Annotated in this window: 13 protein-coding genes and 1 pseudogene; 10 read left to right on the top strand and 4 right to left on the bottom strand. The window is 40.2% G+C overall.

Annotation, left to right across the window (positions count from 1 at the left end; all coding sequences use genetic code 11):
• Window positions 1-498: 498 nt before the first annotated feature.
• Window positions 499-1,296, top strand: coding sequence for a class I SAM-dependent methyltransferase (locus KFV02_RS10780; RefSeq protein WP_252381564.1), 798 nt, complete (start codon window positions 499-501; stop codon window positions 1,294-1,296).
• Between the two features lie 356 nt (window positions 1,297-1,652).
• Window positions 1,653-2,276: a fumarylacetoacetate hydrolase family protein gene (locus tag KFV02_RS10775; RefSeq protein WP_252381563.1), complete on the top strand. Its 624-nt coding sequence runs from the start codon at window positions 1,653-1,655 to the stop codon at window positions 2,274-2,276.
• Between the two features lie 132 nt (window positions 2,277-2,408).
• Here the strand turns inward: KFV02_RS10775 and KFV02_RS10770 are convergent, their stop codons facing one another.
• The 3 genes from KFV02_RS10770 to KFV02_RS10760 form a co-directional block, all read right to left on the bottom strand.
• A complete protein-coding gene (locus tag KFV02_RS10770) occupies window positions 2,409-4,040 on the bottom strand; it encodes a B12-binding domain-containing radical SAM protein (RefSeq protein WP_252381562.1) in 1,632 nt (543 codons plus the stop codon).
• A gap of 92 nt (window positions 4,041-4,132) precedes the next feature.
• Window positions 4,133-4,951 carry an SDH family Clp fold serine proteinase gene (locus tag KFV02_RS10765; protein ID WP_252381561.1) on the bottom strand — a complete coding sequence of 273 codons (819 nt, stop codon included), beginning with the start codon at window positions 4,949-4,951 and terminating at the stop codon, window positions 4,133-4,135.
• 11 nt (window positions 4,952-4,962) lie between these two features.
• Entirely contained in the window at window positions 4,963-5,688 is a 726-nt protein-coding gene (locus tag KFV02_RS10760; protein WP_252381560.1) for a rhomboid family intramembrane serine protease, read from the bottom strand.
• 576 nt (window positions 5,689-6,264) lie between these two features.
• On the opposite strand from KFV02_RS10760, the pseudogene KFV02_RS11555 reads away from it, so the two are divergent.
• Window positions 6,265-6,459, top strand: a pseudogene (locus tag KFV02_RS11555) (hypothetical protein); the annotation flags it as partial.
• A gap of 142 nt (window positions 6,460-6,601) precedes the next feature.
• Here the strand turns inward: KFV02_RS11555 and KFV02_RS10755 are convergent.
• Window positions 6,602-7,549 carry a helix-turn-helix transcriptional regulator gene (locus KFV02_RS10755; protein WP_252381559.1) on the bottom strand — a complete coding sequence of 316 codons (948 nt, stop codon included), beginning with the start codon at window positions 7,547-7,549 and terminating at the stop codon, window positions 6,602-6,604.
• Between the two features lie 380 nt (window positions 7,550-7,929).
• Here KFV02_RS10755 and cas6 point away from each other — a divergent pair, with 380 nt between their 5' ends.
• From cas6 to cas2, 7 genes are all read left to right on the top strand, one after another.
• Entirely contained in the window at window positions 7,930-8,547 is a 618-nt protein-coding gene (cas6, locus tag KFV02_RS10750; protein WP_252381558.1) for a type I-MYXAN CRISPR-associated protein Cas6/Cmx6, read from the top strand.
• Entirely contained in the window at window positions 8,522-10,816 is a 2,295-nt protein-coding gene (cas3, locus tag KFV02_RS10745; protein WP_252381557.1) for a CRISPR-associated helicase Cas3', read from the top strand. Before cas6 ends, cas3 begins: the two co-directional genes overlap by 26 nt.
• Window positions 10,813-12,489, top strand: a complete 1,677-nt coding sequence (gene cmx8, locus KFV02_RS10740) for a type I-MYXAN CRISPR-associated protein Cmx8 (RefSeq protein ID WP_252381556.1) — start codon at window positions 10,813-10,815, stop codon at window positions 12,487-12,489. Before cas3 ends, cmx8 begins: the two co-directional genes overlap by 4 nt.
• Window positions 12,490-13,428, top strand: coding sequence for a hypothetical protein (locus KFV02_RS10735; protein WP_252381555.1), 939 nt, complete (start codon window positions 12,490-12,492; stop codon window positions 13,426-13,428).
• 2 nt (window positions 13,429-13,430) lie between these two features.
• The gene (cas5, locus tag KFV02_RS10730; RefSeq protein WP_252381554.1) at window positions 13,431-14,114 is read left to right on the top strand and encodes a type I-MYXAN CRISPR-associated protein Cas5/Cmx5/DevS; all 684 of its coding nucleotides are present in this window, start codon (window positions 13,431-13,433) and stop codon (window positions 14,112-14,114) included.
• Between the two features lie 11 nt (window positions 14,115-14,125).
• Window positions 14,126-15,865: a type I-MYXAN CRISPR-associated endonuclease Cas4/Cas1 gene (locus tag KFV02_RS10725; RefSeq protein ID WP_252381553.1), complete on the top strand. Its 1,740-nt coding sequence runs from the start codon at window positions 14,126-14,128 to the stop codon at window positions 15,863-15,865.
• 67 nt (window positions 15,866-15,932) lie between these two features.
• Window positions 15,933-16,226 carry a CRISPR-associated endonuclease Cas2 gene (cas2, locus tag KFV02_RS10720; RefSeq protein WP_252381552.1) on the top strand — a complete coding sequence of 98 codons (294 nt, stop codon included), beginning with the start codon at window positions 15,933-15,935 and terminating at the stop codon, window positions 16,224-16,226.
• The last annotated feature ends 243 nt before the right edge of the window (window positions 16,227-16,469 follow it).

The raw sequence follows: 16,469 nt of genomic DNA, 5'->3' as shown, positions 1-16,469 counted from the left end.
TTTGTAATGCATTTCAGAAAATGCACTCTTCATTTGTGTAGTAACTTGAGGATGTTAATCGTGTCAGAAAGTTGAGTTATTGTTTTAATGTGGTTGCTGTAAAAATCAGTCAAAAACGTAAAATTTAAGTATATGAAGAACGGGTGCATCCGATAGCTGCACCTGCTATTTATGAAAGCTTATATTTTAACCGCAGATGAACGCAAACCTTTTAAGGGGTAAGAGTTAAGGGATAGGGGCTAAGGAAAATGTTTTGGAAAGATTTGAGGGTATGGCAGAAAGCGCATGAGCTAGTTTTACAGAAAAGGAATATTAAATGGAATGTTGACAACTCTAAAAGAGAAAATCAAATGACTTTCCCCGTACCCCGTACCCCGTAACCCTTAATCCCTACCCCTTAAATTAGACAGGTGTAGATACCGGTTACGCCTATGAGGAACTAGAGAGATTCCATCAAGTAATCCTATTCCCGTTTATTATGCGTTAAAAGGGACATCAATGAGCAAGTACAGTTGGGATGCAGAAGATTATGCCAGACACTCCTCAGCTCAACTGAGTTGGGCCAGAGAGTTAATATCCAAGCTCAATCTGAATGGGGATGAAAATATCTTAGACATAGGTTGTGGTGACGGCAAGGTGACTGCCGAGATAGCAGCAAATGTACCCAACGGCTCTGTAGTTGGTGTCGATAATTCAGAATCAATGATTAACTTAGCAAAGACTAATTATCCAAGTAGAAAATATCCCAATCTTTCTTTCCAGCTTGCGGATGCACAGAAGTTGCCGTTTGAACAGAAGTTTGAAGTCGTCTTCTCCAATGCTGCCTTGCATTGGGTTATTGACCATATCCCGGTACTTGAGGGTATTTATAAAAGTCTCCGTCCAGGAGGAAGAATTCTTCTTCAAATGGGAGGGCAGGGTAACGCTGCTTCCGTTATTTCTGTATTGGATGAAGTAAAAGCTGAAGCTGAATGGTGTTCATATTTTAAAGACTTTGAATTCCCTTACGGTTTTCATTGTCCAAAAGATTATAAAAGGTGGTTGAAATATTCCGGCTTTAACCCCATCCGTGTCGAGCTTTTTACTAAAGATATGATTCATGATGGGCGTTCTGGATTAGCTGGCTGGATAAGAACAACCTGGTTGCCTTACACACAACGAATTCCCAAACAAAAAAGAGAAGTGTTCATTGATGAAATTGTAAATCGGTATATTCAGAAGAATCCACCTGACTCAGAAGGAAAAATTTATGTTAAAATGGTCAGGTTAGAAGTTGAAGCCATAAAAAATGCTTAAGAACAACTTCGTCTCGGATTGGACGGATGTTAATTCGGGCGTATCCGACAGGTACATTGACGCCTTCCTATCTAAGTTTTGAATCTCTCGCCCGCTCCTGTTGTCGCTAGAGACGCGGAGACACAGAGGTTATTGCTGTCTGCCCGAGCTGGGCATACAGCAATAAAGTTCCCCGAACTACGCTCAGAGATTGGCTCAATCAGCCCTTAGGGCTGGCGTTTTTTTCCTGCCTGGCCTCGCCAGGCAGGAAAAAGAAAACTCCGTGCCTCTGCGCCTCTAGTGAACGAAGTGAACGGGCGAGAGAGGTTATTTTTCAACTGGTATAGGAAAGAAACAGAACACAGGGTTCAGGAGTTATGAAAAAAGTAATTTTTAATTCAAAAAAGCTGATTCCTTCCAAAATTGTTTGTATCGGTAGAAATTATGTTGAGCACATTAAAGAGTTAAATAATGAAATCCCGTCTTCAATGGTAATTTTTAACAAACCAAACTCATCAATTTCACATGAACTTTACTGGATAAGTGAAGATTGTCATTTTGAAGGGGAAATCTGTTTTGTCATTGAAAAAGGTGAGATTGCCGGAGTAGGATTTGGTCTTGATCTGACAAAACGTGAACTGCAAACCAAATTAAAATCAAAAGGGTTACCCTGGGAGAGGGCAAAGGCTTTTGATAATTCTGCCCTTTTTAGTGAGTTTGTAAAGTTTGACGGTGATTTTAAGTCCTTAAGGCTGGAGCTTTTAATCAATGATAAATTGGTCCAGTCCGGTGGATATGACCTGATGATATATAAACCTGCTGAAATTTTAAAAGAGATAAAGAGTTTTATGAGCTTAGAGGATGGCGATATCGTTATGACCGGCACTCCAAAAGGAGTTGGAACTTACAAAACCGGTGATAAATTTGTAGGCAGGATTTATTCTGATGAAAAAATTTTAATTGAGAAAACTTGGATAGCCAAATTATTCCCTAAACCCTAAAGATGCAACTGCAAAAATTAAAAAATCACAATTTTTACAAAAAAAACATCCTATAACCCGTTTATATAATTCAACATTCATAATTCAAAATTCAACATTGCCTGGAAAAAGGGACTTTTTGCAGGCGCATCCCTAAAGCCCCACATCTATTTCAATCCTGGTCTTATCTTTACACGTGATAAACTTTAGGTTTGAAAATACTCTCTTAAAAATTTCCCATTTGAATTTTGGCAGCCTATGAAAGCTCTGGCCGTTATAGGCATACAGGGCCTTTTCCCGGATGAGTCTGTTTAAAATGGTCAGACCGAGGTCAAACCGTTTGTTTGAGGGCTGTTTCATGCGAAGAACCTGGCTGAGCTTGATATTCTCCTTGCCGGCAATTGATTTCAGGAAGTTGATAATACGTGTGCAAATAAATAGGGAATAAAGGTCTTCGCGATTAAAGTTTTGCGTCTCTATGGCCATTGCCGTGGATCTGGCCAGAAAAAAATCCTTTTCAGCCAGGGGGCCAAACTTTCGGGCAATCTTTGAGCCTGGTGCCAGGTAGAACAGGGATGGGCCGATAAGCACGGGCTGGCTGGTCAGGAATGTGAGTGTCTTGATCATGGAGGCCAGAGTTTCCTGTGGAAGTCCCAATATCTGGTAGGCAACCATGTGGAAGCCGAGCTCGAAACCTTTGTTCACGACCTGTGTAAATTTTTCAACCGTATGAGGCCTGTGACAGGATTTAAGCACTGACTGGCCAGAGCTGACCAGGGCAAGATTCAGGTCGGTAAAGCCGGCCTGGCGCATAAGAGTCAGCAGTTCGTCATCAAGGTGAAGATAAGAGAGGCCATTCATGGCCACCAACCGGATCTGCCCCGGGGGAAAAGTTTTTTGAATGGCAAGGCATAGATTTTTCATTTCATCCTGGAAAAAAGTGAGGTTATCGTCTTCAAAATCAAAGACCCGATAACCTTGCTCGTAACGAATTTTCATTTCTTCCAGGATAGAATCAACGGTTCGCTTCCGGTATCCCGTGCCAAATGTGGCCCCGACCGAACAAAAGGAGCATTTATGCGGGCATCCCCTGGATGTGGTTATAAAATAGATGGGGTCTTTGCCCATCCGGTACCTTGTCAGGGGAAAATCCGACAGGTCGGGCAGGGGCAGTTTATCCAGACCATAGTTGGGTCCTACAGGGTTCAGATGTACCTGCCCATTTTCTTTAAATCCCAAACCAGGCACCCGTGCGTAGTTTTTATCTCCTGTAAATTCCTTTAAAAACTCTACCAGGGGCTTTTCACCTTCCCCTTGAATGATAAAATCAATGCATTCTTTTTTTAAAATTGAATAAGGCTCTGCCGAAACATGGCTGCCCCCGGCAATAACAGGCACAGGGATTCTTTTTTTGATTTCTTGAGCAAGTCTTAAGGCCTCTCTGAAGTAGGGAGAGAAAAGAATAGATATCCCCACTAGGTCTGGTTGTTCCTCGGCCACGATCTGCGCGGCCTGGATAAAGTCCGCTCCGAAATGGTAATAATGGTAAAATGTGCAGAACGGGCTTGTATCCGGACAGGGATAGAAGTCTTTCAAATAGGAGAGTTCCTTGGGGATAGGAATAGTTTTGCGGCCAAAGCCATGGTGAAAGTCAAGTATTTTAACTTTTACTTCAGGCAGAAACTTTTGCACAGCTCCCTTCAGATAAGCCAGGCCGATGGGTTGTAGCCGGATGCTGGTCTGGTAAAAGTCCTGAATAGGAGGCTGGACAAGGACGAGTTTCATTTTTCGTTCACTTTTCCTTCGCAAAGCGAAGAAGTGAATATTTGGCCCAGGACAAATTCTAGCCTGGGCCAAGGCAATCAGCTCAATAAAAACTATTGTTTACTTTTTTTGGGGATGGGAAGGTATTCAACAGTAGGCATTTTGCGCACGGGCTGAGGGTAAAGGCTTAGGAGCTGTAAAAATTCAGCCGGCATATCTTTGGATACATTTAGGCCCAGCTTTTGGGCTTCCTCAAAGGTGATGGGGTAGTCATGAGTCCATCTGCCTTCGGATAACGTCTTGGCCAATTCTCTGGCCTTGGCCTCATCAACCTTGCCGTCCAACAGTTCATACACTGCTTCTTCAACCTGTTTAATGGCCTTGGCAGCCACGTCAGCCATGATCAGGCTTTTGTCTTCTATCTTATCGGTGCTTTTTTGCTGGGTAAGTTTGACAATGGATGCCGCAGGGTATTCACCGAGCTGGGGATCCACTGGCCCCAGGACAGATGATTCAGTCATGACAATTTCATCAGCAGCCAGGGCAATCATTGTCCCACCGCTCATGGCATAGTGAGGAACAAAAACCGTGACCTTGCCCTTGTGCTTTTTCAAGGCACGGGCGATTTGCAACGAAGCCAGAACAAGGCCGCCCGGAGTGTGCAGGACAATATCCAATGGCACATCAGGATCGGTCATGTAAATAGCCCGCAAGACTTCCTCGGAGTCCTGGATGTCGATGTATTTAAACACCGGAAAGCCCAGCAAACTCATGGTCTCCTGGCGATGAACCAAAAGGATGACCCGTGATGACCGTTTTTTCTCAATTTTTGCAATGAGCCTTTGCCTGCTGGCCTCCAGCATTCTTTGTTTGAGCACGGGCTGCAGGGCAGATAAAATAAAAAAGATCCACAACAAGTCAAATGGATGCATAAAGTGACCTCCTATAAGTTGCGATAATTAATGAAAATTTCGTCAGGATAAAGCCGACGATACTCTTTTTTGCGCAAGAGGGGTAAAAGGATGATCCCGGCAATAAACCCACCAATATGGGCCCACCAGGCAATACTGGAACCATTATTTGCCGATACAATAGCCAGTATTCCGGGAAACAGTTGAGAAACAAACCAGCCAACAAGATACAGAACTGCCGGAATCTCAATAAAATAGGGGATAAAGAAAACAGGGATTAAAGTTATTATCCTGGAATACGGAAACAAGATCAGGTATGCACCCATGACGCCGGCAATTGCCCCGGATGCTCCAACAACAGGAATAGTGGAGTATAAATCAGTCAGGAAATGGGTCATATTGGCTGCAAGCCCGCAAAGAATATAAAAAATAAGATAACGGAAGTGCCCCAGCCTGTCTTCTACATTGTCTCCAAAGATCCACAAGGCCCACATATTGGAAATAAGATGAAACCAACCTCCATGCAGAAACATATTCGTCAAAAAGGGTGAATAATCCCACGGAGGCAGACCTGCAAAAAAGGCCCAGACTTCATTGGTATATCTGGCCGGGACAAGACCGTACTTGTGGATAAAGGTAATTAAATAGGGTTCAGGTAAAGAAACCTGGATAAAAAAGACCAGGATGTTTACCGCCATAATTGCATAATTTACGAATGGGGTTTCCCTATGGGGAATACTGTCTTTTAGAGGAATCATCTATCCACCTTTACTGACTTTTTGGTTGATTGGAGACTATAACATTTAGGGCACAGTTTCTGTAGCCTATATTTGGGAACTAATTTGAATATTGTTTCAGGTCAAGAGGGAGATGTTTCCCGGCCAGGGTCAACTTATCTAATTTTAAAGAATAATCTCGCGCCAAGACGCCAAGGGAAAGACATTTTTTGTTCGTCTTGAGTTCCAAGCCGAACAAAAACCACTCGGCCCGACGCGAGGTTTTCTCTTATTTAGATGCGCTTGCCCTGATACATTTCCCTTACCACTAATCCTTAACTCTTACCCCTATCTTATATTTTACTAACCCCCTGTGATCCTTACGGATTAAGGTTTACTGTTTTGTTGCTCTATGGTATATTATTTTTTAAACTAAAACCTGAATCAATCACAACCAGAGCTCTTGGTTTTCTCCGACCATGGCTCCATGCAAAGTTGGTGTGTAAAATGGATGTTCATGTTACCCCAGAGGCCTCACGTTATATTCTTCAAAAAGGAGGACATGTAACAATTTATGTCATGTCCATACAGGGTTGATGAAGTGGTACCAAACTCCCGGCAGTTTGCCTGGGACAACCAAAAGACTTGGTAAGTGGACGATTTCATAAAATAGAGCAAAGCACATTGACCATCTGGATCCATGAAAATATTCAACCGGAACCCGGCAAAACAATCTCGATTCACCTCAAGACGCGTCTCTGGTTTAAGCAGCTTCAAATAACCAGAGCCACTCTTGGGGTATTTTCAGAATAAATCTGTAAAACTAGCTCATGCGCTTTCTGCCATACCCTCAAATCTTTCCAATACATTACTTACCCCATTTATTCGTGAACAGTGAATGGATTTTCTATAATCTCTTTTTCTCCCTTTTACCCTTACCCCTCTACCCCTGATGTTACCCCTTAATCCTACTTCCCTCATACATCCGGGCTATCTCCTCTGCCATGTCTTGCTTTAGTGAACGGGGTTCAAGAACCCTGGCGTTAGCCCCAAATTGCAGTACCTTCATCTTTATCTCTGTAAAATCTGCCACCGGAAGGGTGAGTATTACTCCTTGTTTGGCTGGCTCAAGCTGTTGGTCCTTGTGCCATTTCTGCTCCCTGATTATATTTGCTGCCTTGCCTGTGAATAAAATTTTTACCTGTCTGGTTTTTTCCCCCTTGAAAATACCAAAAGCCGAGTCCAGTAGCTTGTCCGGATCGAGCCCGATTTCATTTTCTGGACGGCTTTTAGTTTTCAGCACACTTGCTCCCCGGATACGAGCGACAAGGAAGGTGCGCGGCTCTTGCCTTAAATGACAAAACCCCAGGACATACCAGCGGCCTTGATAATTGATAAAGCGTAAAGGCTCTATGATACGTTTGGAAATAGAGCCGTCTGGCTTAGAATATATGATTTCCATCCGGCGCCTGAGATGAAAGGCTTCTATTATTGTTTTCAATATCTCAGGCTGGATATTTTGCACCTCTATCCTTTCGCAGCGCAGGTTGTCGATTATTCTTTTGTAGTCGGCAGATAAAAGCTCTCCCAGCCGTTTTTTTAACCTTTCCACCTCGGGTAGTGCCGAAAGCCCTGACTCTTCAGCCAGTCTATGTACCATAGTCAGTAAAAAAATAATTTGCGGGCTGTTTTCAAAAGGCAAAGAAAATTGTGTTTCGTAATAATAGCCGTTTTTACCATGATGAAATTTCAAAGGAGCAAGGAGCCTCTCTTTCATATATTCAATATCTCTGTGAGCAGTGGCTTTAGAAACCTCAAATTCGTCTATTATGCTGGAAGCATTAGGATAATTATCGGACAATACCTGCTGATGAAAAAAGTAAATGCGCTCAAGTTTGCTCATGATTTTCTCCAAAAAAATGAAAATAAATGGTAGGTATATCACTATATGATAACCTGCCTGTGCTTAATATCAAAAAATAAAAAAACAGGTCAATCTATATTTATTAAAAATAAATAGTCTGCATGTTACCTAAATAAATGAATATTGAAAAGTTTTGTCTCTATTTTTATAAAGAAATAAAAGTTTTTTAGTTTGACTATTAAGCTCAATATGGATTAGTCTTAACTGTAAACATAGTTAATTTAAAGTCAGATTAGTTCCAGGTTGCGTCTTGTTCAATGACTTTATGCAAATTAAATTAGGCTTAAGATGGATAAATTTAACGTTTTGTTTGATTAGTAAGTTAGAGATGAAAATAAGGAAGAAAGGGAGATAAATTTATGAGTTTAAATCCTAATGTTAATCTTTGCTTTAGTTTAAGAGGTCATACACTTCCTGTTGATCATGGATTTGCCTTGTTTGGCAGCATAAGTAAAATATTGCCTCATTTTCATTCAGAGACACGTGTTGGCTTAAGATTTATTAGGGGCCGGTACGTGGGCAATGGCCTTCTTTCCATTAAACCAATATCAGAATTAGTGCTCAGAATGCCAGGTTCACTTATTCCAGAATATTTATCACTGTCAGGAAAAAGTCTGGATATTTCAGGACACAGAGTGGATGTTGGTGTTCCTACAACTAAGCCTCTTATCCCTACAACTGCGCTTTATGCCCATCTGGTAACAACAAAAAACGGCCATAATGAGGAAAGGTTTAAGCAGGAAATTGCAAGACAAATGCAGGAACTAAACGTAAGGGGAAAGTTCAGTCTGGGGAAAAGGCGCACTTTTAAAGTGCATGGAAAACAGGTCGTTGGATATTCTTTGCTTATTTCAGAATTAACCGCTGAAGAGTCCATAATGCTGCAGGAGCATGGCCTTGGAGGCAGACGCAAAATGGGATGTGGTTTTTTTGAACCCTGGAGGCCAAAAAATGGAATTCAAATGTCTGCTGGCTAAATGTTGCCCTGAGCCTGACAATCCACCTGAGCAGGCCACGCTTTTGGGGCATACAAAGGCAGTGGTGGAAGCTTTTATAAATCTTTTTGGAACTGCCAATTTTTCTACCAGGCTGGCGAAGAGGTGGTTAAAATTTTTCCGTCTTAATATAAAATATTATCCCATTTTTTTTATAAATACTCTAATAGCATGTATTTTACATGACCTTGGCAAAGCTAATAGCGGTTTTCAGCGAATGATTAGAAAAAAGGGTGATCAAGAAATACGCCATGAACAATTAAGTGCAATGTTTTTATTATGTCCTGAAATAAAGGATTGGATTGTAAATATAAAAAATGCGGATTTTGAAATTATTATCAGTGTCATAGGATGCCACCATTTAAAACTTGAACCTCGGAACAAGAATCTACTTACAGGAGAAAAAGGACAAGCCTTTCTGGTGCTTCGTATTTATGTCCAACAAATTTTAGAGATTATAAATTACCTAGCCCAAAAGACAGATTTTCCTCCCATAACTAGCCTATCATTGCCTGAAAATTGTGATTTAGAAGAAAGTGAGTATGAGTATAAAGAAAGGTTAGAAAAAGTTTTTAATCAGATAAATCGCAAATGTAAACGAGATAAAATATTTCAAAGGCTTTTACTGGCCGTAAAAACAGCTTTGATTGTAGCTGACAGTGCTGGGTCTGGTCTTAGCAGGGAGAATAAAGTTTTGTTCTCCTGGCTGAAAAAGGCATTTGATGAAGATGAGTTGCTTACAGATAAGACCATCACTGCAAAGATAATAACTCCCAGAAAAAAAGAGATAGAAGAAAAGAGTCAGAAACCATTTAAGTGGCAGGATTTTCAGCTTCTTGCCGATACTTTACCACAAAGGGCGGTTCTTGTTTCAGCCTGTGGCAGTGGTAAAACTCTGGCTGCGTGGAGATGGATAAGAGCACAGTTAAACAAGAAACCCACTGCCAGGGTGATGTTTCTTTACCCCACCAGAGCAACGGCCAGTGAAGGTTTTCGTGACTATGTATCCTGGGCACCTGAAGGAATCTTGCTTCATTCTTCTGCTCGTTTTGACTTGCAAAATATGTTTGATGATTTTGATGGGCGCAGTCAGGCTGACTTTGAAGTTGAAGACAGGTTATTTGCCCTTGCTTACTGGCAGAGGCGTATCTTTAGTGCAACCATTCATCAATTTTTAGGGGTTATGCAGTATTCTTATCGTTCTGTATGTCTTTTGCCTTTGTTAGTAGATAGCATAGTGGTTGTGGATGAAGTTCATAGCCTAGATAGTGCTTTGTTTTCAGCCTTAAAAAAATTTTTAGAGGAATTTGATCTGCCAGTATTGTGCATGAGTGCCACCATAACACCATCCAGACGGGAGAAACTAGAGGAGTGTGGCCTTAAAATTTTTCCTGATGATCCTGAAAAGTTGGATGACCTATCCCAAAAGATAAAGATACCCCGTTATCAGACAAACCTCATTGAAGATACAGAAAGGGCAAAAGATATAGCCTTATATGCTTTGGAACAGGGCAAAAAGGTGCTCTGGGTGGTCAATACTGTGGATCGCTGCCAGCAATTGGCTCAAGAACTAAATACTTATAAAGATGTCTTGTGTTATCATAGCCGTTTTAAACTGGAAGACAGGATCAAAATTCACCAAAAAGTAGTTGAAAATTTTAAAAGCGATAAACCAGTGCTGGCTATAACCACGCAACTGTGTGAAATGAGTCTTGATCTGGATGCCCATGTTCTAATTACTGAAACCGCACCTATTACCAGTCTTATTCAGAGAATGGGAAGATGCAATCGGCATTTAAAGTATGATTGTGGTGAAATTTATTTATATTTTCCAGAGAATAATGCACCTTATAAAGATGGTGATCTGCAAGGAGTAAGAGAATTTGTGAAAAAGATAAACCAGAGAAAATTAAGACAACTGGAACTGGAACATCTTTTGGAAGGTTTGACTGCCAAAATGATAGAAATAGAAAAATACAATGCCTTTTTGGGAGATGGACCCTGGGCAAAGACGCGAGACATTGCAGACTATAACAACCAATGTGTCCAGGCCATACTGGATAGCGATATTGAAAGGTTTTTTGATTTGAAAAATAAAAAAGAACCTTTTGATGGGCTTATTGTGCCTGTGCCCAGAAAAGTGTCTGTAAGGCGATCTTCTAAAATAGGAAGATTTCCTTTAATAGTTTCTGCTGACTATTATTGTGAAAAATTTGGTTTAGCTAAAACACCTTGGGAGATGATTATATGAAAAAAGAAGACAAAATTACTTTAACTTATAATTTGTTTGATTTGCCCACTGCCCAACATAAGGCAGGTCTGGCAGGAATTTTGATTTTGATTGAATCTATGCGAAGACGCAAGATGTCTCCATTGCCAGAAGTAGAAGAGATGACTTCATCACGTGTGGTTATTACTTTTACCAGAGAAAGTATGCAGCTATTGTTTGATGATCTGTATGATGCTGAATTTGTGGAGGTAAAATCAAAAAGTAAATGGAGCGGTAAAAAACCAAAAAAGATTAAAGAAGAGGAAACTATAGAAAATGGAAAAAAGAAGAAAACAAAATATTTTATTTATGACGAATTACAGCCAAAAGGGAGTTTTTTTACAACATTTTACCCGGATGATTGTGAAAATTGGTTAGAGTTATGGAGGAAGATGCTCTGGAAGGTCTTGCGTGCCCAGCCAAAAACTCGGGGAGTTTATGAAGAAAGGGCAAAAGGAATCCCTTCTTCCGAAGCGTCAAAGGTTTGGAAAGCTATGAAAGCCAAAAAACAGAAAGAGGAAAGTTTTGCTGGTTCTGTATTTATTGGTGCACAGAAGGAGAATGCAGAGCTGGTGCCCTTTAAGGGACTTCCACAGGAAAATTTTTTGCTTTACTTCTGGTATATTGCAAGTCTTGTGTTTTCTGTAAAGTTTGTTGAATTAAAAAGAAACAAAGAAAGGAAAAGCAGTATTAAGTGGAAGGATTGGGGACATGCCATTGTTATTCCTGAACCAGCAGATATTGAAGAATTTTATTATGTTCTTATAGAAACGCTGGAAAACATGCCTGTTGATGTTAAAAATTATACTCCTGCATCAGGACAGATAACTCTTTTTGAAGAAGGTGCATTGGAATATCTTTATTTTCTTGTGATCAATAAAAGTCGTCGCCAGGGAGGTTTTTTTGATTTTATTTCTGGCCTGGAAGTTTATCATATGCAAAAACAGGGCAACAATGTGCGTATGTTGGGAGCAAAAAAAATACTGCCAGATAGAAAAATTTTTGAAAAATATGAACGCATGCGACAGGCAAATATGAATCCTATTTTTAAAAGGTTTTATTTACAAAATGTTCTCGCACAAAACCCGTGGTATTTTGGCAGCATAAAATATTTCAATACATTTCCTTCAGAAATTTTTGTCTGGAAAACAGGAAAAACTCCAGAACAGACAAATTTTAAATTTTTCGGTTTAGATTGTAATAATCTGTTTCAACTGACTATTAAAAAATTAAAAATAAAGGAGGTCAAAGAGGTGAATGAAGAAAGTAAAGAAATGTTTATGGCAAAAATTATTTACAGAATAGTCAGGCATTATATTTTGCTTAAAGCCTTAAACAAATCTGGATTATCCACTAAAACTGATGAAAAAGGCCAGACTATTTATCCTTTTGAAAATAAAGAATACAAGGAAGCCATTGAAAAGGTAAGTATGGATGCCTTTTTGGCTATGCGTGGGCGAAAGGAAGAGGATTTTGTGGAATATTTTACTGGCACTATTTGTTCTGTGCCCCAATTTTTGCCTCAAGATGAATACCTTCTCCTTTCTGATGCCTTGGTGCAGGGCGGGTGGGAAAAGGTAAAATCCTTATCTTTGCTGGCAATTTCTGCTGCATCTTATCTGGCTAAAAATATTCAACACAAGGAGGACGAATAAATGAACATTTTTGGAACAGTATTGACCTATGCTGCCCCAAGTGCAAACTATCGTGGCGAGTCTGCTGAAAATAGAAGTGTGCTTCAAAAAATAACCATGGGCAGGTTTGAGTATCCTGTTATTTCTCCAGAAGCTATAAGAAACGCTTTAAGAGATATTTTAAAAGAACTTGGTCTTCCCTGTAATAGGGAGAGATTAAATGATGAAGAACAACTGGCAGTAAAATTTCAGGATTATCCTGATCCAGACAGATTTGCAGATGATTTTTTTATGGGCTGGCTTATTGCTGCTGGAAGCAATGACAGAAAAAAGATTTTAAAAGAATTAAAAGAAAGAGGACGTAATCCAGAAATATTTACTTTTAAAAGAGATTCTCTTTTACGGATGAACCTAGCTGTAGCTTTAGAGCCATATCGTTATGACTCTATTTTTACCCAGTCTCCCCAAGATGTAACTCCAAAAGAAATAAAGTCCTGCAAAAATGCAGAAAACTCTCAGCTTCTTCATCGGGAAGTAACCTATACTCCTTTTCAATATCCTTTTGCCCTAAACTTAAATGAGTGTGAACAGAAAAAAGATTGGACAAAGACATTGCTCAAAGCCATTGGCCAGTTAAATGGTGTTGCTGGCAATCATGCCCGCAGTTATTTTGAAATGGCGCCTGCCAGTATAGTTATTCGTTTAACTGATTTATTGGTGGCTGGTTATTCCACTTATGGCTTTGAAATTAAAGATAATAAACATCTTTTCCCGGAAGTCATAGATGGAATTTTACATGATGATTATCCTGGCTCTGAATTTTATATTGGGGGCAAAGTTGTTAAAGATATGGATGAGACACAAATAAATTGTCTCAAAGAAAAAGGAGCTACTCTTGAAAAAAATCCTCAAAAGTTGATTGATATTGTTGCGGAAAAGATGCTCGCATCCGGAGAATAGATATGCTAATTTTATATTTACAGGCTCCCTTTGCCACATTTCGCACCTTTACTGCTGGCAGTTTTAGACCAACTGCCAGGTTTATTACACCTTCTGCTGCTTATGGGTTGCTCTTAAATATTGCTGGCATAGAGATGCGTTATGATGACGACAAATCTGTAATGACGAAAATTGATTCCGGGTTGCCTGAGTGTTCTCTTGCTTTGGCAGCCCTAGAATTTCCTGAAACCCATAGTTTATATCAACAAATTCATAATTATCCTGTAGGCAGTAGTGGTAAAGAGCGAAAAGATATGGCTAAGGGTAGTAAATACAATATTGTTCCTGCCAGGCGTGCTTTTTTGTCAGATATTAGAGTTTTTATAGCTTTAAAAGGTAATGATGAGTTGGAGGAAAAAGTAAAAAAAGGCCTGGCAGGAAAAAAAGAGAGAAAATATGGCCTGCCTTTTTTGGGAGACAATAATTTTTTAATAGACAGGTTGGAAATAATCACTGAACCAGAACCTGCCCACTGGTATATTCCCTTAAAGGCAGATGATGAAGTTGAGTATAATGAACACATCACCAGACTAACCATCACTATTGACCGATCTGAAATGAGTAAAACCAGATCAGCTCTGTTTGTGCCAACAAAAAGGCCGGTAAAAGACGTACCACAAAAGGCATGGGTGAAAGTCAAATATTAAAGTAAATAGTCATGTCCAACACAATAGAAAACGAAGACATTTTCCAGTCTCACTTTCTGGCAGAAAAAACAACAGATGAGCCGCTCATTCGAGTGATGGCTCTGCATGCTCTGGCCTATTGTGAGCGGCTCTTTTATCTGGAGGAAGTGGAAGAAATAAGAGTTGCAGATGCCAATGTCTATGCTGGCCGCAGACTGCATGAAGAATTGGACAAAGGAAGCAAAAAATATACGTTAGAGCTTGCCAGCCAGGAGTTAGGTATCCGTGGCAAAGTTGACTATGTGCGCACAGATGCCGGGGAACTTATCATTTATGAGCATAAAAAAGGTCGTTCAAACAAAGGCAATCAAGCCTGGCCCAGTGATCACCTCCAGACAACAGCTTATGGCCTTCTTGTTTCTGAACATTTTAATCGCCCGGTAAAAGAACTACGTATTCGTTATCATGCAGACAATAAAACCATTATTATTCCTTTTGATTTAGATAAGGCAAAGGAAGAAGTTTTAAACGCAGTAAAAAAGGCCAGGGGGCTACGTTCATCACTTGGAAGACCGCAGGTTAGTGTGCCTGAAAAGTTATGCCGCGCCTGTTCTCTTGCGCCAGTATGTTTGCCAGAGGAAGAGCGTTTTGTAGAAGAAGAAAAAGAAAAGCCTTTGCGTTTGTTCCCTGCTGAAGATGAAAAAAGAGTTATTCATCTTCTGGAGCAGGGGGCTGCAATTCATAAGGATGGATATCAGTTTGTAATTAGTTTACCTGATGGAAATAAAAAGTCTATTCCGGGGGCAAATGTTGCGTCTTTTGTTTTGCACGGCAATATTCAAATATCCACTCAAGCCATTCATTTTTGCGCTGCAAATGATATAGGTATTCATTGGCTTTCTTATGGCGGGCATTATGTAGGGGCATTGCAAAAAGGCGCTGGATATGTGCAGCGCCGTCATCGTCAATATGAAACATTTCACGACCCACTTTTTAAAATTTTGCTTGTGGCCAAACTTTGTCGGGCCAAAGTAGAAAACCAGTTAAAATATATCCTGCGAGCAACAAGGGCAAAGCGTTCAAACGAAACACAAGGCCAGGAAGCATTGCAGGCAAGTATAAATAGCATTCGCCATGAAATAAAAGCCTTGGCCAGAATAGAAAAATCACTGAGTAAGACTGGTAATGAAACTATTACTCAACATGATAAAGTAATTGGGGAGATGCGCGGACATGAGGGCAGGGCAGGTAGAGAATATTTTAAGGCCCTGACCTGTATATTAAATCTGCCAGAAGACAATTTTTTATATTTTAATGGCCGCAATCGGCGTCCACCTAGAGATCCGTTTAATGCCTTGCTGTCTTTTGGTTATGCGTTGCTTTATAAAGATTGCGTAGCTGCTATTCAGGCTGTAGGGCTTGATCCCTGCTTTGGTTTTTTTCATACCCCCCGCTCCTCTGCCTATCCTCTAGCCTTGGATTTGATGGAATTGTTTCGGGTTATTCTGTGGGACATGCCGTTAATTGCTTCTGTCAACCGCAATCAATGGCGTAAACAAGATTTTGAGATCACTGGCCAGCAGGTCTGGTTAAACAAAGAAGGCCGGCGAAAGGCTATTTCTTTGTATGAAAACCGCAAAAGAGAAAAATGGAAGCATCCGGTTCTAAAATATTCTTTAAGTTACTCCCGCACAATAGAGCTTGAAGTAAGACTGTTGGAAAAAGAGTGGACCGGTCAGCCCGGTCTATTTGCCCGCTTGCGAGTGCGTTGATGCACGAGTTCTAATCTTATAGTATTTTATAATTATTACACCAGAAAAGTCGTTAAATGGAGAAAAAATGAGTGCTGATAAACACTGGCACTTGGTTTGCTATGATATTAGAGATCAGAAACGATGGGCAAAAGTTTTTAAAATTCTAAAAGGAGTTGGCGAACATTTGCAATATTCTATTTTTCGGGTGCGAATGAATAAGACCCAATTGGAAAAGCTGCGCTGGCAACTATCTGAAATCATTGATGAGGAGGATGATTTAATGATTGTGCGTCTGTGCCCTGCCTGCGCCAAAAGAGTTATTGACAGTAGGGATGAGGAAAAATGGAGTGAGTCGGCCCCAAGTTTTGAAATTTTTTAAAAATAGAAGAAGTAAAATGATGGTTGGTGTACAGGATAGAAGAAGCTCTGATACTGTGGAAGCAAACACATATATTTCCACAATGGGGGTTGGTATTTGAAGAATATGACAAGAAAAAGATATTGGTATTATTTGTGTGGTTTCGACACATATGAGACAAATTAGCTTCCAATTTTTTGCTTTTCCAGGAATCTAAAATATTTTGAAGAACGGGGTCTAATGATCTCGTTCGATTCCCAATAT

The sequence above is a fragment of the Desulfovulcanus ferrireducens genome (genome assembly GCF_018704065.1).
In the GTDB taxonomy this organism is placed as follows: Bacteria; Desulfobacterota; Desulfovibrionia; order Desulfovibrionales; family Desulfonatronovibrionaceae; genus Desulfovulcanus; species Desulfovulcanus ferrireducens.
The sequence above is the reverse complement of the archived record's forward strand: the minus strand, read 5'-3'. Positions and strand labels throughout refer to the sequence as shown.